General features: G+C 72.0%; 19 protein-coding genes. 10 read left to right on the top strand and 9 right to left on the bottom strand.

Annotated features, from left to right (window positions below; translation table 11 throughout):
• Positions 1-257 precede the first annotated feature (257 nt).
• Positions 258-587 (top strand): TraR/DksA family transcriptional regulator, encoded by a 330-nt coding sequence (locus HHX33_RS31445; protein ID WP_117408817.1) that lies wholly within the window; start codon positions 258-260, stop codon positions 585-587.
• A gap of 78 nt (positions 588-665) precedes the next feature.
• Here HHX33_RS31445 and HHX33_RS31440 read toward each other — a convergent pair whose 3' ends face one another.
• On the bottom strand, positions 666-1,406 hold the full coding sequence (locus HHX33_RS31440; protein WP_182877759.1) for a class I SAM-dependent methyltransferase: 741 nt from the start codon (positions 1,404-1,406) through the stop codon (positions 666-668).
• Positions 1,407-1,708: 302 nt separating this feature from the next.
• Here HHX33_RS31440 and HHX33_RS31435 point away from each other — a divergent pair, with 302 nt between their 5' ends.
• The 7 genes from HHX33_RS31435 to HHX33_RS31405 all read left to right on the top strand — a co-directional run bounded on the left by HHX33_RS31435 (position 1,709) and on the right by HHX33_RS31405 (position 8,289).
• The gene (locus tag HHX33_RS31435) at positions 1,709-2,350 is read left to right on the top strand and encodes a sigma-70 family RNA polymerase sigma factor (protein WP_117408844.1); all 642 of its coding nucleotides are present in this window, start codon (positions 1,709-1,711) and stop codon (positions 2,348-2,350) included.
• Positions 2,347-2,613, top strand: a complete 267-nt coding sequence (rsrA, locus tag HHX33_RS31430) for a mycothiol system anti-sigma-R factor (protein ID WP_117408816.1) — start codon at positions 2,347-2,349, stop codon at positions 2,611-2,613. The genes HHX33_RS31435 and rsrA overlap by 4 nt, the downstream gene beginning before the upstream one ends.
• Positions 2,614-2,714: 101 nt before the next feature.
• The gene (locus HHX33_RS31425) at positions 2,715-3,632 is read left to right on the top strand and encodes an NAD-dependent epimerase/dehydratase family protein (protein ID WP_182877758.1); all 918 of its coding nucleotides are present in this window, start codon (positions 2,715-2,717) and stop codon (positions 3,630-3,632) included.
• A gap of 302 nt (positions 3,633-3,934) precedes the next feature.
• Positions 3,935-5,290, top strand: coding sequence for an HD-GYP domain-containing protein (locus tag HHX33_RS31420; protein WP_182877757.1), 1,356 nt, complete (start codon positions 3,935-3,937; stop codon positions 5,288-5,290).
• A complete protein-coding gene (locus tag HHX33_RS31415) occupies positions 5,287-6,576 on the top strand; it encodes an HD-GYP domain-containing protein (protein ID WP_182877756.1) in 1,290 nt (429 codons plus the stop codon). Before HHX33_RS31420 ends, HHX33_RS31415 begins: the two co-directional genes overlap by 4 nt.
• Positions 6,577-6,709: 133 nt before the next feature.
• The gene (locus tag HHX33_RS31410; protein ID WP_182877755.1) at positions 6,710-8,044 is read left to right on the top strand and encodes an acetyl-CoA carboxylase biotin carboxylase subunit; all 1,335 of its coding nucleotides are present in this window, start codon (positions 6,710-6,712) and stop codon (positions 8,042-8,044) included.
• Between the two features lie 32 nt (positions 8,045-8,076).
• A complete protein-coding gene (locus tag HHX33_RS31405) occupies positions 8,077-8,289 on the top strand; it encodes a biotin/lipoyl-binding carrier protein (protein WP_117408812.1) in 213 nt (70 codons plus the stop codon).
• On the opposite strand, the gene HHX33_RS31400 is transcribed toward HHX33_RS31405, so the two are convergent.
• The gene (locus tag HHX33_RS31400; RefSeq protein WP_117408811.1) at positions 8,286-8,663 is read right to left on the bottom strand and encodes a thioesterase family protein; all 378 of its coding nucleotides are present in this window, start codon (positions 8,661-8,663) and stop codon (positions 8,286-8,288) included. The two genes, HHX33_RS31405 and HHX33_RS31400, sit on opposite strands and share 4 nt — an antisense overlap.
• 500 nt (positions 8,664-9,163) lie before the next feature.
• Here HHX33_RS31400 and HHX33_RS31395 point away from each other — a divergent pair, with 500 nt between their 5' ends.
• The gene (locus HHX33_RS31395) at positions 9,164-10,858 is read left to right on the top strand and encodes a serine/threonine protein kinase (protein ID WP_182877754.1); all 1,695 of its coding nucleotides are present in this window, start codon (positions 9,164-9,166) and stop codon (positions 10,856-10,858) included.
• A gap of 57 nt (positions 10,859-10,915) precedes the next feature.
• Here HHX33_RS31395 and HHX33_RS31390 read toward each other — a convergent pair whose 3' ends face one another.
• From HHX33_RS31390 to HHX33_RS31370, 5 genes are all read right to left on the bottom strand, one after another.
• Positions 10,916-12,562, bottom strand: coding sequence for an acetolactate synthase (locus HHX33_RS31390; RefSeq protein WP_182877753.1), 1,647 nt, complete (start codon positions 12,560-12,562; stop codon positions 10,916-10,918).
• Between the two features lie 116 nt (positions 12,563-12,678).
• The gene (gene bioB / locus HHX33_RS31385; RefSeq protein ID WP_182877752.1) at positions 12,679-13,677 is read right to left on the bottom strand and encodes a biotin synthase BioB; all 999 of its coding nucleotides are present in this window, start codon (positions 13,675-13,677) and stop codon (positions 12,679-12,681) included.
• Positions 13,678-13,711: 34 nt separating this feature from the next.
• Positions 13,712-14,434, bottom strand: coding sequence for a dethiobiotin synthase (gene bioD / locus HHX33_RS31380; protein ID WP_182877751.1), 723 nt, complete (start codon positions 14,432-14,434; stop codon positions 13,712-13,714).
• A 166-nt stretch (positions 14,435-14,600) separates the two neighbouring features.
• Positions 14,601-15,329, bottom strand: coding sequence for a GntR family transcriptional regulator (locus HHX33_RS31375; RefSeq protein WP_208759319.1), 729 nt, complete (start codon positions 15,327-15,329; stop codon positions 14,601-14,603).
• Positions 15,326-16,483: an 8-amino-7-oxononanoate synthase gene (locus HHX33_RS31370; protein ID WP_259403060.1), complete on the bottom strand. Its 1,158-nt coding sequence runs from the start codon at positions 16,481-16,483 to the stop codon at positions 15,326-15,328. The genes HHX33_RS31375 and HHX33_RS31370 overlap by 4 nt, the downstream gene beginning before the upstream one ends.
• 107 nt (positions 16,484-16,590) lie before the next feature.
• Here HHX33_RS31370 and HHX33_RS31365 point away from each other — a divergent pair, with 107 nt between their 5' ends.
• Positions 16,591-18,054 carry a PAS domain-containing sensor histidine kinase gene (locus tag HHX33_RS31365; RefSeq protein WP_182877749.1) on the top strand — a complete coding sequence of 488 codons (1,464 nt, stop codon included), beginning with the start codon at positions 16,591-16,593 and terminating at the stop codon, positions 18,052-18,054.
• 255 nt (positions 18,055-18,309) lie between these two features.
• On the opposite strand, the gene HHX33_RS31360 is transcribed toward HHX33_RS31365, so the two are convergent.
• Together HHX33_RS31360 and HHX33_RS31355 are read right to left on the bottom strand one after the other, a co-directional pair.
• Positions 18,310-18,564 carry a WhiB family transcriptional regulator gene (locus HHX33_RS31360; RefSeq protein ID WP_111700805.1) on the bottom strand — a complete coding sequence of 85 codons (255 nt, stop codon included), beginning with the start codon at positions 18,562-18,564 and terminating at the stop codon, positions 18,310-18,312.
• 288 nt (positions 18,565-18,852) lie between these two features.
• A complete protein-coding gene (locus tag HHX33_RS31355; protein WP_111700804.1) occupies positions 18,853-19,845 on the bottom strand; it encodes a diacylglycerol/lipid kinase family protein in 993 nt (330 codons plus the stop codon).
• Positions 19,846-19,881 lie beyond the last annotated feature (36 nt).

Here is a 19,881-nt window from a genome sequence, read left to right as displayed (position 1 = left end):
GGTCATCCGGATCCTGGCCCTGACCTGCGTGATCTGGCACAACGACAGGACCGGTCAGACGGTCAAACGGTCACTGATCGCATACGACCACTGACCCAGCCGGAGGGCTTGGAATCAATCATCTAGAGGGTGTAAGCGGCGCGGGAAGTGGGAATCCGTTCGAGAAAGCGGTTGCACGGTAAGTGAACGGCCGCTGACCGACCGGGAGGCCGGGGGCTCCTGGACGGATGACTCCCCACTCCCGGAGGTGCGGATTCGTGGACGTCGCGACCGCGCGTATGCGCCTGGAAAGCATGCTGCACGAGCTCGACCGGTCGATCGGCGTGCTGCGCGCGGGCACGGACCGGCACGGCGGGTCCTCGGCCGACGCGGGAGCCGGTCTCACCGACGCCGACCGCGCCCGGGCGATGCTCGACGCCGCGGGCCGGCAGCGTACGGCCGTGCTCGCGGCGCTGCGCCGGCTGGACGACGGCGGTTACGGGCGGTGCGTCGACTGCGGGTCGGCCGTGCCGGACGGCAGGCTGGAAGCCCGTCCGGAGGCGGCGCGCTGCGTGCAGTGCCAGTCGCGGGCCGAGCGCCGGCGCTGAGCGCCCTGCCGGCCCGCCCTGCCGGCCCGGGCAGCTGACCCGCCCTGCTGACCCGGACGGCTGGCCGGGCGGCCGCGCTCAGGACGGCTTGCGCACGCTGGCCACGAGGTGGATCCCCACCGTGTCGTCGCCGTCCGCCTGGGTCTCGAGTTCGGTGCGCACCAGCCAGGACAGCGACTTGCTCTCCGAGCTCAGCACGTGGTCCACGGTGGACGGGGACAGCACGGTGCGGGGGCGCACCCACTCGACCTCCAGCCCGGCGCCGGTGACCAGCTCGCGCACCTGCTGGGTGGTGAAGCAGCGCGTGATGCTGCCGTCCGGCCAGGGGATCAGCATGACCTCCCCGGTCTGGCACAGGTGCGCCCAGTAGTTCTGCTCGGCCAGGATCGCCATCCCGAGGACCAGCGAGTCGACGCACAGCAGAGCGCGCCCGCCGGGCCGCAGCACCCGGGCCACGTCCTCGACGACCGACTCCGCCATGATCTCGACCGACAGCACGCGCTCCTCGGCGATGACGCCGTCCACGCTGCCGTCGGGCAGGAAGCCCAGATCGTCGGCGCGCACCTTCTGGATGCGCTCGGAGGCGTCGCGCAGCCAGGGATCCGCCGGCCTGCGGAAGTCGACGACCTCGACCACGCGGTGCCCGGCGCGCGCCGCCTGGGCCGGCCACCGCCCCCGTCCGCCGGACAGGTCCAGCAGCAGGGAGGGACGGGCGGGCAGCCACCGCCGGAGCTGCTCGGCGACCACCGCGTGATAAAAGGTCCAGTACGGCCCGAGTGTGCCCGAGCCGTTGAGTTCGTTGGCCGGTATAGGCAGCACGAGCGGCTCCTGCACTCTGGCCGTCCCCGCGCACTCGCGTGGAACGGCGAAACTCGGTCTCCGGGCCACCTCGGTCGTGTCCGGCACACGCACGCGACGGACGGCATCGGCCGGACACTCCCTCGCCGGTGCCTGGTTTTTTCCCCGCACCGGGTCGTTCGTCACCTCAATCTGCACCGGGAACAGACTCTACGCCCGCCCTGTTGCAGTTGTGCATGAAGACGTTGGTGCTGTCAGAAGGCCTCGACTGGCCCGGCCTGGGCGGACCGGTATCCTCGGCTGGGTACGGCGTCCTGAAGGGGGTGGGTCCGGTCTCCAAGACAGCCGAGGAGACTCTGGAGCAGCGCAGCGAGCGGTTCGAGCGCGACGTCATGCCGTTTCTCGACCAGCTCTACTCCGCGGCGCTCCGGATGACCCGTAACGCAGCGGATGCGGAGGATCTCCTGCAGGAGACCTTCGCCAAGGCCTTCGCCTCCTTCCACCAGTTCCAGGAGGGGACGAACCTCAAGGCCTGGCTCTACCGCATCCTCACCAACACCTTCATCAACAGCTATCGGAAGAAGCAGCGGGAGCCCAAGCAGGCGGGCACCGAGGAGATCGAGGACTGGCAGCTCGCGCGGGCGGAGTCGCACACGTCCAGCGGGCTGAAGTCGGCCGAGATCGAGGCGCTTGAGCATCTTCCCGACAGTGACGTGAAGGATGCTCTCGCCGCACTTCCCGAGGAGTTCCGCATCGCCGTCTACCTGGCGGACGTGGAGGGCTTCCCGTACAAGGAGATCGCCGAGATCATGGGCACGCCCATCGGGACCGTGATGTCGCGCCTCCACCGCGGCCGCCGGCAGCTCCGCAACCAGCTCGAGGACTACGCGCGCGAGCGCGGCCTCGTACGGCCGGACTCCCGCGGTGCGGATCAGGGCGGGACGGTTGGCGAGGAGGAGCGATGAGCTGCGGGAAACACCACGACACGCCGTGTGGCGAGGTGCTCGACAAGGTCTACACCTACCTGGACGGCGAGCTCGACAACGACCGGATCGCCGAGATCAGGAAGCACCTCGACGAGTGCGGCCCCTGTCTTGAGGAGTACGGCCTGGAGGAGGCCGTCAAGCGCCTCGTGGCCAAGCACTGCGGGTGCGATCCCGTGCCGCAGGACCTGCGCGCCAGGGTCCTGACCCGCATCCAGCAGGTACGCGCAGAGATGGCCGAATAGGCCGCGTCCCCTGGGCAGAGTGAGGACCGGGCTGTGCGAGGCCCGGGCCGCGGCGCGGCCCGTTAGGATCTTCCCCGTACGGGGCCGGGAGGGGGCGGGGCATGCGTGCGCTGGTAACGGGCGGAGCGGGCTTCATCGGGTCGACCCTCGTCGACCGGTTGCTCGCGGACGGACACGAGGTCGCGGTGGTGGACGACCTGTCGTCCGGGCATCCGCGCGACTCCGACGCCCCCCTGCACGCAATGGACGTGCGCGACCCCGCGCTCGCGGAGGTCGTCGCCCGGTGGCGGCCGGAGGTCGTCTGTCACCTCGCCGCGCAGATCAGCGTGCGCCGGAGCGTGGCCGACCCGGTGACCGACGCCGCGGTCAACGTCGAGGGCACCGTGAACGTCCTGGAGGCCGCCCGCCGCGCCGGCGCCCGCAAGATCGTCTACGCCTCGTCCGTGGCCGTCTACGGCAGGCCGGCCGTCATCCCGGTCCCCGGCGACGCGCCCGCCGATCCCCGTTCGCCGTACGCCGCCTCCAAGCTCGGCGGGGAGCTCTACCTCGCGACCTACCGCGCGCTGCACGGCCTCGAATACACCACGCTCGTGCTGTCGAACGTCTACGGGCCGCGCCAGTCGCCCGAGGGCGAGGCCGGGGTGGTCGCCATCTTCACCGACGCCCTGCTGACCGGGAAACCCACGGTCGTCTACGGCGACGGCTCCCAGACCCGCGACTACGTGTTCGTGGACGACGTGGTGGACGGCTTCGCCCGCGCCTGCGGCCCGGACGGCGACGGCCGCCGGTTCAACCTCGGCACCGGCGTGCGGACCAGCGACCGGGAGCTGCACACCCTGGTCGCCGCGGCGGCGGGCGTCCCCGACGAGCCGCGCTTCGAGCCCGCGCGACTCGGCGACCTCCCCGACATGGCCGTCGACCCGGCGCCCGCGCTGGAGGGCCTCGGCTGGCGTCCCCGCCACGATCTGGCCACCGGCCTGAAGGCCACCGTCGAATGGGCCCGCGAGGCGCCGGCCTGACGCGAACCCCTGCAATTGCACGCGGTGTGATTGCTTGGTTACGTTTTGGCTGCGATGGTCGCGACATCCCGGACCGGCCCGCGCCCCTTCTGTAGCCTGAGGGCGCAATCGACGTGGAGGCGGCGCAATGTTTGGGAAGACCGTCGTCAGGCTGATAGTGGCGCTGGCGCTGCTCACTCCGGTGGTCGCTCTGGTCGGCCTCGCTGCCGGCACCCCGGGGATCTCCTGGACGTAGTCACTGCCTGTGGGCCGGTCACGGACGGCCGGCCCACAGGTCCGATCCGCATTCGAGGTGGCCGCCAATGCGGGAACTTCCATGGCCCGCCAGGGTCTATTTCGCCGCGCTCGTCGGGACCGCCGGCGTCGTGATCGCGCGTGGCCTGCTCGCCCGTCACGGGCTCACGCCGGAGGACTGGTCCACGCTCCTCGTCCTCGCACTGCTGTTCCTGCTGTGCGAGTCGGTGCCGACGCTGCTCAGCGTGCCGAACGTCGCGGTGTCGGTGAGCTTCTCCGCCGCCCTGGCCGCCGTGGTGCTCGTCGGCCCGGAGGGGGCCGCCCTGGTCGGACTGGCCGCGGTGGTGAGCGCGCGCCCCGGCCTGCCGCTGGTGAAGCGGCTGTTCAACGGCGCGCAGTACGCGCTGTGCGGATACGCCGCCGGGTGGGCCTACGAGAGCGCGGGCGGGGTGCCCGGGCTGCCGGAACCGGCCGACTTCCCGGGCGTCCTCGTGCCGTACGCCGCCGCGACGGCGGCCTTCGTGGCCATGAACTTCGCGCTGACCGCGGTCATCCTGCGGCTCGCCGCCGTGGTGCACCGCGATCAGGTCTCGCTCCGCGTGATGGTGCAGTTCCTCAGCTCCTACGTCGGCTTCGCCACCTTCGGCCTGCTGATCGCGGCCCTGTGGTCGACCGTGCAGTCGATCTCCGCCGTGCTCGTGCTGCTGCCGCTGTTCGTCGCCCGGTGGGCGCTCGGGCACTACCACGCCGAGCAGCGCGCGTACGACGCGACCATCGCGGCGCTGTGCCAGGCGGTGGAGACCAAGGACTACTACACGCGCGGGCACTGCACACGGGTCTCCGCCGCGTCGTCGATGATCGCCGAGGAGATCGGCATGGGCACCGAGCGGCTCCGCGCGATCCGGTACGCCGGCATGCTGCACGACGTCGGCAAGCTCGGCGTGCCGACCAAGGTGCTGCAGAAGGAGGGCCGGCTCACCGAGGAGGAGTACGCCGCGATCCAGCTGCATCCCATGCGGGGGCTGGAGATCGTGCGGGGCATCGACTTCCTCGACGAGGCGTTCGCCGGGATCATGCACCACCACGAACGGCACGACGGCAAGGGCTACCCGATGGGGCTCGCCGGGTCCGAGATCCCGGAGTTCGCCCGGATCATCGCGGTGGCCGACGCCTTCGACTCCATGACCTCCGACCGTTCGTACCGGAAGGCCAAACCGATCGAGGTCGCGGTGGCGGAGCTGCGCAAGAACGCGGGGACGCAGTTCGACCCCGACATGGTGGTCCGGTTCGTCAGGGCGCTCGACCGGCACGGGTGGCAGCCGGCCCAGCCGGCGCCCGTCCCGCCGGACGACGCCGCCGTGGAGACCACGGCCAAGGACCACGACGACCCGACCACCCCGATCCAGGTGGTGTCCGAGCGGTGAGGACACGCCGGTCGGCCACCGCGCAACTGGGACTCGACTCGGGTCAGCTCCTGCTGATCTGCGCGGCCGGGATGCTGACCGTCGCGGGCATCGCCCACACGGCGGCGCGGGGACTGACCGACCCGCGGGTCGCCATCGGGTTCGGCGCGCTCATCGCGGCCGGAGAGCTGGCCCGGCTCACCATGCCGGGCAACCGCGAGGTCGCGCCGGTCTCCACCGCGGCCTCCCTCGGGTACGCCCTGCTGCTCGACGTGGGCGGGCGGCCCGCGGGCCACTCGGCCCTGGAGGTCGTGGCGGTGATGTCGGTCGGCATGATCGCCGGAGGGCTGCCGCATCTGGCGGTCGGCCGGCCGCCGCGCCTCGACGCGATGGCCCGGAGACTGCTCGCCGGGTCGCTGCTCGCGTTCGCCTACCGGCCGCTGACCGGCTCGCTGGAGGCGACCGCCCGGGACACCGGCGCCGGCCACGGCAACTGGTGGCCGGCGCTCGGGGTGATGGCCGTGCTGGTCACGGTCATGCTCGCGGCCGACGTGGTGATCGCGGCCATGCTCCGGGCCAACCAGGTCAGGACCGCGTTCGGTGTCGCCGTACGCGACGAGATCAGGATGGCCGCGCCGCTCGGCGCCGCCGTCGCGGCGTCGGGCATCCTGCTCGCGCTCGCCTCGCACAGCATGGACATGACCGCCCTGCCCGCGTTCGCCGCGCCGCTGCTCGTCACGCAGGTGGCCTTCCGCAAGTACGCCGGCATCCGCGCGACCTACCTGCAGACGGTGCGCGCGCTGAGCCGGGTCACCGAGGTCGGCGGATACGTGGAGCCGGGCCACTCGCGCCGCGTCAGCCGGCTGTCCGTCGGCGTCGGACGGGAGCTCGGCATGTCGGAGCCCCAGCTGCTGGAGCTGGAGTACGCCGCGCTCATGCACGACATCGGCCAGCTCTCGCTGCGCGATCCGATCCCCGGCGGGGCCACGGTGCTGGCCGACGCCGACCAGGCCCGGCGGATCGCCGGCCTGGGCGCCGAGGTGATCAGGAAGACCGGCGTGCTGCACGGCGTGGCGGAGATCGTCCGGCGGCAGTGCGACACGCTCGGCGAGTCGCCCCCGATGGCCAGCCGGATCATCAGGGCCGCGAACGCGTACGACGACCTGGTGGGCGCGTCGACCGACCGGGACAGGGCGGCGGCGGCGCTGGAGCGGCTGCGGCTCGACGGCGGTTCGGCCTACGATCCGGGTGTGGTGGAGGCCCTGGCGCGTGTCGTCGACCGGCTCGTGCTCGTTACCCGGTTGTAGCAGACGTAACACTGCGGCACCGCCGGCGCCACGCCGACGACATCATCGTTGTCGCGACCCTACAGATTCGCCCGCCGGGTTCAGTCGGAACGGGCGGAGGGCCCTGGCGGGTGATCCCCTTAGAGTTGGCAACGTGCTCGACTCAGTTCTGATCGCCAATCGCGGTGAAATCGCTCGGCGGATCATTCGTACGGTCCGGGGGATGGGGCTGCGCGCGGTCGCGGTCCACTCCGAGGCGGACGCCGACCTGCCGTTCGTCCGCGAGGCGGACGACGCCGTGCTCCTCGGCCCGGCGAACCCGGCCCAGAGCTACCTCGACATCGACAAGGTCCTCCAGGCCGCCCGCACGACGGGAGCGCGGGCGGTCCACCCCGGTTACGGGTTCCTCGCGGAGAACGCCGCGTTCGCCCGTGCGGTGATCGACGCCGGGCTCGTCTGGATCGGCCCGGACCCGAAGGCCATCGAGCGGATGGGCGACAAGATCAACGCCCGGAACCTGATGGAGGCGGCGGGCGTCCCGGTCGCCGCCGGGACCAGGGAACCGGTGTCCGACCTCGCGCAGGCCGAGCGGGCCGCCAAGGAGATCGGCTACCCCGTCATGGTCAAGGCGTCCGGCGGGGGCGGCGGAATCGGCATGGGCGTCGCCCGCGACGACGACTCGCTGGCGAAGGCGTTCGAGCAGGCCTGCCGGGCGGCCGCCCGGTTCGGCGGCGAGCCGGCCATCCTGCTGGAGCGGTACGTCGAGCGGGCCAGGCACGTCGAGGTGCAGATCCTCGGCCTCGCCGACGGCACGGTGGTCGCGCTGGGCGAGCGGGACTGCTCGGTCCAGCGGCGGCACCAGAAGGTCGTGGAGGAGAGCCCGTCTCCCGGCGTCACCCCGGAGCTGCGTGAGCGGATGCTCGCGGCCGCCGTACGGGCGGGGGAGGCGGTGGCCTACCGCGGCGCGGGCACGGTCGAGTGCCTGGTGGACGCCGACGCCCAGGACTTCGTCTTCCTGGAGATGAACACCCGCCTCCAGGTGGAGCACCCCGTCACCGAGCTGGTCACCGGCCTCGACCTGGTGGAGCACCAGATCCGGATCGCCGCCGGGGAGGTCTACTCCGTGGAGCCGCGGAGCAGCGGCCACGCGATCGAGTTCCGGGTGTACGCCGAGGACCCCCGCCGGTTCCTGCCCGGCCCTGGCAAGATCGGTGTGTGGGAGGAGCCGGAGGGCGAGGGGGTGCGCGTCGACTCGGGATACACGGCGGGCAACACGGTCACGCCGTTCTACGACCCGCTGATGGCCAAGCTCTGCGTCGCCGGCGCCACCCGCGAGGAGGCGCTGGAACGCGGACGGGCGGCCGTCGCGGCGTTCCGCGTCGAGGGTCCCAAGCACAACCTGCCCTTCTGCGCCGAACTGCTCGATCATCCCGAGTTCGTGAGCGGGGACTACGACACCGGTCTGGTCTCCCGGATGAGAAAATCCTGATCTGCTGAATCCATGTTGAGGGGAGTGTCCGGGTGGCCGAGGTGCACGCGGAGATGGTGGCGAACGTCTGGAAGATCGTCGTGAGCGAGGGCGACGTCGTCGACGAGGGCGACACGCTGGTGATCCTGGAGTCGATGAAGATGGAGATCCCGGTCCTCACCGAGGACGCGGGGACCGTCACCAAGCTCCAGGTCAAGGAGGGCGACGTCGTCCAGGAGGGCGACCTCATCGCCGTGATCGACTAGAGACGGGCGAGGAAGCGCTCGCGGTCGACGACGACCCGTTCGATCGTGCCGGTGGCCACCTGGGCGCCGGTCTTGTCGACGGCGCTGACGGAGAAGACGAGCCGCCTGCCGTCGACCTCCGTGAGTTCGGCGGCGATCCAGACGTGCATGCCGACGGGGCTGGGCAGGCGGTGCTCGATCAGCACCCTGGTCCCCACCGAGGTCTGCCCGGGCTCCAGGTGCTGGTGGACGGCCTTGACCGTGGCGCCCTCGGCGAACGAGAGCAGCCGGGGCGTCCCCAGCACCGGCACGTCACCGCTGCCGACCCGGATGGCCGTGTCCCCACGCTCCACCATGATGAGGACCTCGGCGCGCAGACCTGGAGCGAGACTCATGCCGTGAGCCTATTGGTTCGGCTTCCGATTGGAAGCGGCCGCAACTTTTCGCGGCGCGGAGACGTCTTAGAGAGGGGCGTCGCAGGAAGCGGCGTCGTGGACAGCGGTGTCTCAAGAAACAGTGGTGTCTCAAGAAGGGGGAAGAGCAGGCGGCCACCGGCTAGGGTGATGCACCGTGGACCTCTTCTGCGATCACTGCGGCCGTCCGGCCGAGGACGGTGATCACGCGGCCTGCCTGGCCGCGAGGACGATGGAGCCACCGCGCTACTGCCCGCAGTGCCGCCGGCGGCTGGTCGTCCAGGTGACGCCGAGGAGCTGGTCGGCACGGTGCTCGGTGCACGGTGCCAGCGGCGGATAACAGGTAAGCTCGACATCCGGCCCCCGAGCCCGGATCCCTCGCCTTACAGGGTTCCGTGATCCTGTCGTTATCTTCCCGCGACGCGAGCCTGCTTTGTTGGACACCTTCGGGGGTCGAGTGACTTAGGGGGTACGGGGCGCAAATGGTGGCCCAAGGGATGACCCTGGCCGGGCGCTACCGGTTGGACGCCCGGCTCGGCGCCGGGGGCATGGGCGAAGTGTGGCGTGGTGAGGACACGGTCCTCGCGCGCACGGTCGCGGTCAAGGTGCTGCTCCCCGGCCGCCTCGACGACCCCGGATTCGCCGTTCGCTTCCAGGGCGAGGCGCGGGCGATGGCGACCGTCAACCACCCCGGAGTCGTCGACGTCTACGACTACGGCGTGACCGACGTCCCCGGCGACGGCTCGACCGCGTACCTCGTGATGCGGTTCGTGGACGGCGAGCCGCTCGACCGCCTGCTGACCCGGATCGGCCGCATCGGCCCCGAACCCGCGATGGAGCTCATCGCGCAGGCCGCCTCCGCGCTGCAGGCCGTGCACGAGCGGGGGATCGTGCACCGGGACATCAAGCCCGGCAACCTGCTCGTCCGCCCGGACGGCACGCTGGTGCTCACCGACTTCGGCATCGCCCGCGCCGACTCGGGCAGCCGCCTCACCGACGCGGGCATGGTGCTCGGCACCGCGGCCTACTGCGCACCCGAGCAGGCCGAGGGTGCGCCGGTCACGCCCGCCGTCGACATCTACGCCCTTGGCGTGGTGGCGTACGAGTGCCTGGCGGGCCGGCGCCCCTTCGACGGCGACTCGCCGGTGACGATCGCGCTCAAGCACATCCGCGAGGAGCCGCCGCCGCTGCCGCCGGACGTGCCGCCCGCCGTGCGGGCCGTCGTCGAGCGGGCCATGTCCAAGGACCCGGCGCTCCGCTGGCCGTCGGCCGCCACGATGAGCCAGGCGGCCCGGCAGGCGGTGCAGCCCGGTGCCCAGACACCCAATGCTCAGATACCCGGGGCCCAGATACCCGGCGCGGGCATGTCCGGCGCGGTCTCCCGGGCGATGGCCGTCCCCCCTCCGCCGGTCGCGGCGACCCAGACCGGTCCCTACCCGGGCGGGCCCGAGCCGGTCCCCTCCACCGGTCACACCTACCGCGTCACCCGCGAGTCGTGGGACGACGCCCCCGCCGTGCCGCCGGCGACCGTGGCGACGCCGCAGCAGGGCACGCGGGTGTCGCGGCGCGCGGCGGCGAGAGACGCCGCCCAGCGGTCCAGACGGGGTCGCGGGCTGCCGCTCGCGGCCGGAGTGGCGGGAGTCGCCGTCGTCGGGGCCCTGGCCGCCCTGGGGATCAACATGGCCTCGGCCGGGTCCGGCACGCCCGAACCCTCGAACACGGGGCCCCTCATCGTGGAGACCCCCACGCCCAGTCCGTCGCCGTCCCGTTCCCGCCCCCGCAGGACGCCGACCCCGACGGCGGCCGTGCCGTCGGTGCGGCCCAGTTCGCCCAGGCCGAAGCCGAGCCCGACGCCCACTCCGTCGCCGAGCCCGTCCGCCTCACCCTCGCCCTCTCCCTCGCCGAGCCCGGCCGAGGATCTCGTCGAGGTCCCGTCCGTGGTGAAGGTGACCGAGAGCGTCGCGCTGGCGCGGATCAACAAGATGGGCCTCAAGCCCGCCGGCACCACGACGGGTGAGGGCAAGTGCCGGGGGCTCGTCGTCAGCCAGAGCCCGGCCGCCGGGACGAGGAAGCCCGAGGGCTCTGTGGTCAAGTTCGTCGTGCAGCTGAAGCCCTGCCCGTCCGCCTCGCCCAGCGCCACGCCGAGCCCGTCCCCGGCCCGCACGCCGGCCCCCTGACGGTCACGCCCCGCCCGCCGGAGCGGGCGGGGCGCTCCTGCCCGTCAGGCGCCCTCGTCAGACGCCCGAGGTGGTGCGCGGGTAGGCGACGGCCGGGTCGGTCGCGATGTTCACCATGTACGGCACGCCGGAGTCGAAGGCGCGGCGCAGCGCCGGGCCGATCTCGTCCGGCGACGTGACCAGTTCCCCGCCGCCGCCGAGCGCGGTGACGACCTGGTCGTAGCGGCACTGCGGCTGGAGCTCGGCCGCCACGTCGTAGCCGTACAGCATCTGCATGGGGTGCTTCTCCAGCCCCCACATGCCGTTGTTGCCGCAGATCATCACGACCGGCAGCCGGTGCCTGACCAGCGTGTCCACGTCCATCAGCGAGAAGCCCGCGGCGCCGTCGCCGAGCAGCAGCACGACCTGCGACGACGGCCGGGCCAGCCGGGCCGCGATGGAGTAGCCGAGCCCGGTGCCGAGGCAGCCGTACGGCCCGGGGTCGAGCCAGCTGCCCGGGCGGCGCGGCTCGACGTACTTGCCGGCGTAGGAGACGAAGTCGCCGCCGTCGCCGATCACCACCGCGTCGTCGGCGAGCACCTTGTTCAGCTCGCCGTAGATGCGCATGGGATGGATCGGGTCGGAGTCGGACTCCAGCAGCGGCACGTCCTCGGCGATCGCCGCCGCCGCCGTCTCGCCCAGCCGGGTCACCCAGGGCGCGTACGCCTTGGGGTTCACCCCGGCCGTGCCGCACGCGGCGCCGAGGCCCCAGAAGAGGAGGGACAGGTCGCCGGACGCCGAGCCCGACAGGCCGGTGTGGGTCGCGAGCTGGGAGGGCGCGTCGACGATGTGCACGACCCGGGCCAGCGGCGCGCCCTCCTTGCCGCCGAACCAGCCGTACGCGAGGCGGAAGTCGAGCGGGGTGCCGACGACGACGACCAGGTCGGCTTGGCTGAACGCGAGGCCGCGGGCACGGGTGACGAGCAGTTCGTGCCCGGCGGGCAGGATGCCCCGCCCCTGCCCGTTGGGCACGACCGGCAGGCGCCACTCCTCGGCGAAGTCCCGCGCCGCCTCCTCCGCGCGGTCCATCCACACGTCCGAGCCCAGCACGAGCAGCGGCCGCTCGGCCTCGGCGATCAGCCGGGCGATTCCGGCGAGCGCCTCGGGGTCGGGCTCCAGCGGCGACGGGGTCAGCGTCTCCGAGTCGTACTCGGCCGACGGCGAGAACAGGTCGTCCATGTGGACGTCCAGGAACACCGGTCCGCGGTGCGGGGCGAGCGCGGTCCGGAAGGCCATCTCCACGTCCTGCCCGATGGAGTCCGCGCCCGAGCCGGTGAAGGCGAGCTTGGTGATGGGCTCGAACAGCGGGGGATGGTCCATCTCCTGCAACGCCCCGGAGCCCCAGCGAGAGCGCGGGGCGCGCCCGCCGAGGACGACGACGGGGGAGCCGTTGAAGTGGGCGGTCGCGACCCCCGAGACGCCGTTGGTGACGCCGGGACCGGCGGTGAGCACCGCGAGGCCGGGCCTGCGCGTCAGCCGGGCCGTCGCCTCGGCGGCGAACACCGCGCTCTGCTCGTGGCGCACGTCGAGGATGCGCATGTTCTGATGGACGGCCCCGTCGTAAAGGGGGAAGACGTGCCCGCCGGAGAGCGTGAACATGGTGTCCACGCCGTAGGCCTGGGAGACGGCGACGGCGATGTCGCCTGCGTGTTTGGGGGACTCCATAGGGTGAAACCTACCAGTCGGTCACTTTTGCCAACAGACGGACGGCCAATGCCCTCCCGCCACAGGAGAACGTCGGTCACCTCCGCTGATGCCCGTTGCCGCCCGGGATAAGCCAGTCAGAGGGTCTGGGAGAGCGCCTTGATGGGCATCTTGAGATCGGCGAGCAGCTCCAGGTCACGTTCGGGCGCCCGGCCCAGTGTGGTGAGGTAGTTTCCGACGATGACGGCGTTGACGCCGCCCAGCATGCCCTCCCTCGTACCGAGGTCGCCGAGGGTCAGCTCACGGCCTCCGGCGTACCGCAGGATGGTGCGCGGCAGGGCGAGGCGGAAGGCGGCGATCGTCTTCAGCGCCTCGGCGCCGTCGACCAGCGGGTGATCGGCGAACGGCGTGCCCGGCCGGGGGTTGAGGAAGTTGAGCGGCACCTCGTCCGGCGCCAGCTCGCCGAGCTGGGCGGCGAACTCGGCCCGCTGCTCCGGCGTCTCACCCATGCCCACGATGCCGCCGCAGCACAGCTCCATGCCCGCCTCCCGGACCATGAGGCAGGTCTCCCACCGCTCCTCCCAGGTGTGGGTGGTGACGACGCGGGGGAAGTGCGACCGGGCGGTCTCCAGGTTGTGGTTGTAGCGGTGCACCCCCATCTCGGCCAGTTCGTCCACCTGCGCCTGGGTGAGCATCCCGAGCGAGCAGGCGACGTTGATCTCGACGGCCTCCCGGATCGCCCGGACGCCCTCGCGGACCTGGTCCATCAGCCGCCGGTCCGGCCCGTGCACGGCGGCCACGATGCAGAACTCGGTCGCCCCGGTCCGCGCCGTCTCGACGGCCGCCTGGACGAGGGAGGGGATGTCGAGCCAGGCCGCGCGGACCGGTGAGGAGAACTGCCCGGACTGCGAGCAGAAGTGGCAGTCCTCCGGGCAGCCTCCGGTCTTGAGCGAGACGATCCCCTCCACCTCGACCTCGGGACCACACCACTTCATCCGCACCTCGTGCGCCAGGGCGAGCAGGTCCGGCAGGCGGTCGCCGGGAAGCGTCAGGCACTCCAGCGCCTGCGCCGCGTCGAGTCCTCTGCCCTCGTCGAGAACCTGGACGCGGGCGATCTCCAGGATGTCGGTCTTCACGCGGCACTCCCGTCGGTCCGTTGGGGCACTGCTGTCACAGGGGCAGCTTAAAGGTCGAACGGAACGCGGCCGGGTTGAAACTGCCGCCGAACGCGGGAGCCAGGCCCGCCCGCGCCACGCGGGCGAACGCCTCGGGGCCGAGCGACCCCGCGCCCTCCGGCAGCGCGCCGGACAACGGGCGGGCGGCGAGCATCTCCAGGTCGGCGACGTTCGAGCGGTCCGCGAGGCCCGGGACGGCGGGCCAGGAGCCGATCACCACGCCCGCGAGGTCGAGGCCCCGGCCCGCCATCGCCTCAAGCGTCAGAGCGGTGTGGTTGAGGGTGCCCAGCCCGGCGCGGGCCACCACGAGCACCGAGGCGTTCAGGCGCCGGGCGAGGTCCGCGAGCGTGCCGCCCTCCTCGTCGTACCGGACGAGCAGTCCCCCGGCGCCCTCGACGAGCACCAGCCGGTGCGACTCGGCCAGTTCCCCGATCCGGGCCGTCGCGGCCTCGATCGACAGCGGCGGCAGGCCGGAGAGGCGGGCGGCGGCCGCGGGGGAGAGGGGGTCGGGATACCGCGCCATCTCGAAGGTCGAGGTCACCCCCGACAGGCGGATCACCTCGTCGAGGTCCCCGGGCTCCCCGGCCGCGACCCCCGTCTGCGCCGGCTTCACCACGGCGGCCGTCGCGCCCCGCGCCACCGCCAGCGCCGCGAGCGCGGCCGTCACCACCGTCTTCCCCACCCCGGTGTCCGTCCCGGTCACCACGAGAATGCTCATGCCGGCAGGCTAAAGCCCGAGCGAGCCGGAGGGGCGCGCCGCCGATCTGGACTGAGGAGCGCGCGGGAGCGAAGCGACCAGAGCGCGACGAGGGCTGTGTTCTTGGCGCGCCTCCGGCGCGACCCGGCGGAAGTGAGCGCCCCGATGAGCGAAGCGGGAAACACAGTCAGGGCCTGCGGAGGCGGGTGACGAACTTGTAGCGGTCGCCGCGGTAGAGCGACTGGGCGTACTCGACCGGGTTGCCGTCGGCGTCGAAGGCGTGCCGGGTCAGCAGCAGCATCGGCAGGCCGACGTCCACCCCGAGCACCTGCGCGTCGTACGGCGTGGCGAGCACGGTCTCGATGACCTCCTCCGCGTCGGTCAGCCGCACGTTGTAGGCGTTGTGCAGCGTCTCGTACAGCGAGGCGTGCACCTCCAGCTCGCGCCGCAGCCGGGGGAAGCGGCGGGCGGAAAGGTGCGTGGTGTCGATCGACATCGGCTCGCCGTTGGCCAGGCGGAGGCGGTGGATGCGCAGCACCCGGCTGCCGGGGTTGACGGCCAGCCGCCGGCCGAGCGTCTCGTCGGCGGTGACGTAGCTGATGTCGAGGATCTTGGTGTCCGGCTCCAGGCCGACCGTGCGCAGGTCGCCCGTATAAGAGGTGAGCTGGAGCACCTGCGCGACCTTGGGCTGCGCGACGAACGTGCCCTTGCCCTGGATGCGCAGCAGCCTGCCCTCGACCACCAGCTCCGACAGCGCCTGCCGGACCGTCGTCCGCGAGGTCTCGAAACGTACGGCCAGGGCGCGCTCGGGCGGGAGCGCGCTGCCCGCGGGGAGGCTCTTGGTCAGCTCCAGGAGACTCCGCTTCACGTCGTAGTACTTCGGCACCCGCGGAGAGTCCTCGCTGTGCTCCGTCACCTGTCCCACCCTCGACCCGGCCCTTTCGTCATCTCGGCCACAGCGGTGAGCGCACCCCGGACCACCACGAGATCATCGGACCGCAGATCGGCACGTGCGGTCAACCGCAGACATGCGCGGCCCTGGGGCACCGACGGTGGGCGGAAGCATCCCACGCGCACCCCGTGATCCGCACACAGGGCCGCCGCGGCGAGCGCGAGCCGGGGCGGGCCGAGCACGACCGGCACCACGGCGGCGGCGGGGTCGGCCGTCTCCAGGCCGAGCCCGCGGGCCAGCGCGGCCAGCTCGCGCGCCGTCTCGCGGGCGCGGGCGGGCAGGCCGGGAGACGCCTCCAGCAGGTCGAGGGCGGCCAGGGCGGCCCCCGCGCACCCGGGCGCGAGGCCGGTGTCGAAGATGAACGGCCGGCCCGTGTCGACCAGCGTGCCGATCACCTCGGGGGCGCCCAGGACCGCGCCGCCCTGGGAGCCCAGCGACTTCGACAGCGTGACGGTCCGCACGACGTCAGGCCGGCCGGCGAGACCGGCCGCGTGAGCCGCGCCCCTGCCGTGGTCGCCGACGACGCCGAGCGCGTGGGCCTCGTCGACCACGAGCAGCGCGCCGTGCCGCACGGCGGCCTCGTACAGGGCGCGCAGCGGCGCGACGTCTCCGTCGACGGAGAACACGGCGTCGGTGACGACGAGGGCGTGCTCCTCGTCCCGTTCGGCCAGGACCTTGGCCACCGCCTCGGCGTCGCCGTGCGGCGTGACCACGACCCGCGACCGCGACAGCCGGCAGGCGTCCACGATCGAGGCGTGGTTGCCGGCGTCGGAGACGATGAGCCCGTCCCGGCCGAGGGCGGCGACGGCGGCGAGGTTGGCGAGGTACCCCGACGAGAACACCAGGGCGCGGGACGCCCCCGTGAAGGCGGCGAGCCGGTCCTCCAGCTCGGCGTGCAGCCGGGTCGAGCCCGTCACCAGGCGCGACCCGGTGGAGCCCGCCCCCCATTCGCGGGTGGCGCGGACGGCCGCCTCGACGATCCGCTCGTGCCGGGCGAGGCCGAGGTAGTCGTTGGAGGCGAGGTCGAGCAGCCCGTCGTGGTCGGGCGTGCGCGGGCGCAGGGCGCGCCGCAGGCCCGCCGCCTCCCGGCGCGCCGCGGCCGCGCGCAGTCTGTCCATCGGCCCTGTGCTGCCGGCCCCGTCATGCGGCCCTGTCATGAGGTGCATACTGCCAGGTGACGAAGGTCGATTCGCTTTCGGCCCGGAAGGCGGCGCATCATGCACACGTGCCGACTCTCAGCGACCTGGTGTCTCGTCACACCGCACTCGAATCCGCCGACCTCGACTGGATTCACTCACTGGTCTCGGACTGGCAGCTGCTCGCCGACCTGTCGTTCGCCGATCTGATCCTCTGGGTTCCCGACCAGGGCGGCACGAGGTGGCTGGCGGTGGCCCAGATGCGTCCCACGACCGGTCCCACCGTCTACCACGACGACGTGGTGGGGATGTCCGTGGCGGCGGGAGAGCGGCCGCTGATCGACGTGGCGTGGGCCGAGCGCCGCATCTGCCGGGAGGGCGACCCCGACTGGTCGAGCGGCGTGCCGGTGCGTGAGGAGACCATCCCCGTACGGCGGGGCAGGGAGGGCCCGATCATCGGGGTGATCCAGCGGTCCACCAACCTGTCGTCGGCGCGCACCCCCTCCCGCCTGGAGCTGACGTACCTGCAGAGCGCCTCCGACCTCGCGCAGATGGTGGCGGAGGGCAGGTTCCCGTTCACGGAGGAGGAGCCGCTCCTGGTCAGGTCGCCCCGCGTGGGCGACGGCCTGCTCCGGCTGGACAAGGCAGGCCGGGTCACCTACGCCTCGCCGAACGCCCTGTCGGCGTACCGCCGTCTCGGCCTGCACGCCGACCTCGTGGGCGCGGACCTCGGGAAGACGACCGCCGGCCTGTGCTACTCCGACGAGCCGATCAACGAGGATCTGATGCTCGTCGCCAGCGGCCGGGCGCCCCGGGAGACCGAGGTGGAGAACGGCGGCACGGTCGTGCAGCTACGGGCGATCCCGCTGATCGTCGGGGGCGGCCGCATCGGCGCGCTGGTGCTGATCCGCGACGTGACCGAGCTGCGGCGGCGTGAGCGCGAGCTGCTGACCAAGGACGCGACGATCCGGGAGATCCATCACCGGGTGAAGAACAACCTGCAGACCGTGGCGGCGTTGCTGCGGCTCCAGGCGCGCCGCCTGAACAACCCGGAGGGGCAGGAGGCCCTGAACGAGGCCGTGCGGCGGGTCGGCTCGATCGCGATCGTCCACGAGATCCTCGCGCAGATGCCGGAGGAGATGGTGGAGTTCGACGACATCGCCGACCGGGTCATCGCGATGACGGCGGAGGTGTCGGTCGCGCACGTGGCGATCAAGCGGACGGGCGGCTTCGGCGTGCTTCCCGCGGCGGTCGCGACCCCGATCGCGATGGTGCTGACGGAGCTGCTCCAGAACGCGGTCGAGCACGGCTTCGCGCATTCCTCAGGGAACGTGCAGGTCGTCGTCAGGCGGGACGCCGACCGCCTGGAGGTGGTGGTGGCCGACGACGGCAGGGGCCTGCCCGCGGACTTCGACCTGGAGGCGACCGGAAGTCTCGGGCTCCAGATCGTCCGCACGCTGGTCGTCGGCGAACTGTCGGGCCGCCTGGGCGTGGCCGGGAGGGACGGCGGGGGGACCGAGGTGAGCATCAGCATCCCGGTGCAGCCCGCCTGAGGCGCGCGTGAGGGGCACCCCGCTTCGCCGTGGCGGTGTGGGGGATGCCATAGTGGACGCGATGACCGACCGCAATGACGACCGCGACGACCGACATGCTGCGATCGACGTGATGCGACCCACGTGACTCAGATGAAGCGTGACTCGCCTGCAGCGAACGACGTGATGACCGCGACGAGGGTGCGCCGCCGTCCGGTGAACGCCGCGAGGGCATTCACCGAGGACGGTCGCGTACGGCGGCCGGACGGCCGGGGGTCAGACGGCGGCGCGGGCGCGGGCACGAGCCGTGCGGCGCTTGAGCGCGCGGCGCTCGTCCTCGCTCAGTCCGCCCCAGACTCCGGCGTCCTGGCCGGACTCCAGGGCCCACTTCAGGCAGGAGTCGGCGACCGTGCATCGCCGGCACACCTGCTTGGCCTCGTCGATCTGCATGAGCGCGGGACCGGTGTTCCCGATCGGGAAGAACAGTTCGGGGTCCACGTCACGGCAGGCAGCGCGGTGGCGCCAGTCCATGCGTTCCACTCCTTCGTCAGATGGAGCCTTCGTGGCTCCGCTGGCCGTCAACTTTGTGAACTCTTTCACTAACTAGGCCGGACGTTTACCCGGATCCAGGGTTAGGGGCCGGGAAGCGTCCACGCGATCGCCGGGGGCCCTTGCGGAGGCTGTGGTCTCCGTAAAGGTCCTACGTTCCGACGTCGTGATTCAGCTTTTCAGCCGTACCAACACCACACAAGAGGTTTGGGACAAGGTTTTGCCCGTCGTGGCTGTCGGATGCGTCACACTATGACTACATGTAACAGGTTAGACGAGGACTTGTAACGCGTCCGGGATAGCGCGAAAGATCACCCACTCGTGTTCTCCCAGGTAGTCGCCGTCGAGCTGGAAGGCTACCGGCCGGGAGGCGAGGAGGGTGAACTCCTCTTCGTCATGCGTCTGAATGAGGTGTTTACCGCGCGGCAATCCCCGGTGTTCTCCGATGATCTGCCGGACCAAGGAGAGCACGGCGGGTGAATTCAACCTGCGGAGCCCGAGCAGATCGAGCCCCGTCTCGAAGCCGGCCCATGGTGTCGGGTTGATCGGACGTGCGCCGGCGTATGTCCACGGCGCCGTGTTCGACACGATCGCCATGAAAATCCCATCCTCTGTCGGCAGGCCGGGACGCGCCAGCCGGATCGCCGGACGCCGCCGGTCGGTCACGAAGAAGTGCCGCACCGCCGTGCTCACGTAGAGGGCGGGCAGCGCGCGGTGTCCCGCGCTCCGCAGACCCTCCACGGCCCGGATGACCTCCGCGTCGTATCCCAGTCCTGCACAAAATGTGAAATATCGGGACCTTTGTTGGTCAGGGCCCGCTCCTGCCCCGGGATCGGGACCCGAAACCTCGTCGTGCCAAATCGCCTGTCCCAGACCGATGACACGGCGCCGGTCCTCGCGCAGCGCCTCCAGGACGGCTCCGGTCGCCTCGACCGGGTTGTTGGGCAGCCCGAGGGCGCGGGCGAAGACGTTGGCGCTGCCCCCGGGGATGACGATGAGGGCCGGCCGTTCGGTCGCGTGCCCGCCCGGATGAGCCTGGAGCAGCCCGTTGACGGTCTCGTTGATCGTTCCGTCGCCGCCGAGCACCGCCACCGCGTCGAATCCCTTGGCCCGCGCCGTCGCGGCGAGCGCGGTCGCGTGGCCACGGTACGCGGTCTCCTCGACCGACAGATCCACGGCGGCGCCGAGCGCCCGGATCAGCACGTCCCGCGTGCGCCGGTGCGTCGAGGTGGCCTTGGGATTCACGAGGAGGAGAGCCCGCATGCCTGAAGGTTAACGAACCGTTTACCGCTTCCGCCG

The sequence above is a fragment of the Microbispora sp. H10670 genome, assembly GCF_014161385.1.
Lineage (GTDB): Bacteria > Actinomycetota > Actinomycetes > Streptosporangiales > Streptosporangiaceae > Microbispora > Microbispora triticiradicis.
This window is presented reverse-complemented; position numbering and strand designations above follow the sequence as displayed.

What these genes read in the sequence shown, in the direction of transcription:
- HHX33_RS31390 (WP_182877753.1), bottom strand. Translation starts at nt 12,562, where the DNA reads ATGGAGTCCCCCAAACACGCAGGCGACATCGCCGTCGCCGTCTCCCAG.
- rsrA (WP_117408816.1), top strand. Translation starts at nt 2,347, where the DNA reads ATGAGCTGCGGGAAACACCACGACACGCCGTGTGGCGAGGTGCTCGAC.
- HHX33_RS31395 (WP_182877754.1), top strand. Translation starts at nt 9,164, where the DNA reads ATGGTGGCCCAAGGGATGACCCTGGCCGGGCGCTACCGGTTGGACGCC.
- HHX33_RS31400 (WP_117408811.1), bottom strand. Translation starts at nt 8,663, where the DNA reads ATGAGTCTCGCTCCAGGTCTGCGCGCCGAGGTCCTCATCATGGTGGAG.
- HHX33_RS31355 (WP_111700804.1), bottom strand. Translation starts at nt 19,845, where the DNA reads ATGCGGGCTCTCCTCCTCGTGAATCCCAAGGCCACCTCGACGCACCGG.
- HHX33_RS31360 (WP_111700805.1), bottom strand. Translation starts at nt 18,564, where the DNA reads ATGGACTGGCGCCACCGCGCTGCCTGCCGTGACGTGGACCCCGAACTG.
- HHX33_RS31370 (WP_259403060.1), bottom strand. Translation starts at nt 16,483, where the DNA reads ATGGACAGACTGCGCGCGGCCGCGGCGCGCCGGGAGGCGGCGGGCCTG.
- bioD (WP_182877751.1), bottom strand. Translation starts at nt 14,434, where the DNA reads ATGAGCATTCTCGTGGTGACCGGGACGGACACCGGGGTGGGGAAGACG.
- HHX33_RS31425 (WP_182877758.1), top strand. Translation starts at nt 2,715, where the DNA reads ATGCGTGCGCTGGTAACGGGCGGAGCGGGCTTCATCGGGTCGACCCTC.
- HHX33_RS31420 (WP_182877757.1), top strand. Translation starts at nt 3,935, where the DNA reads ATGCGGGAACTTCCATGGCCCGCCAGGGTCTATTTCGCCGCGCTCGTC.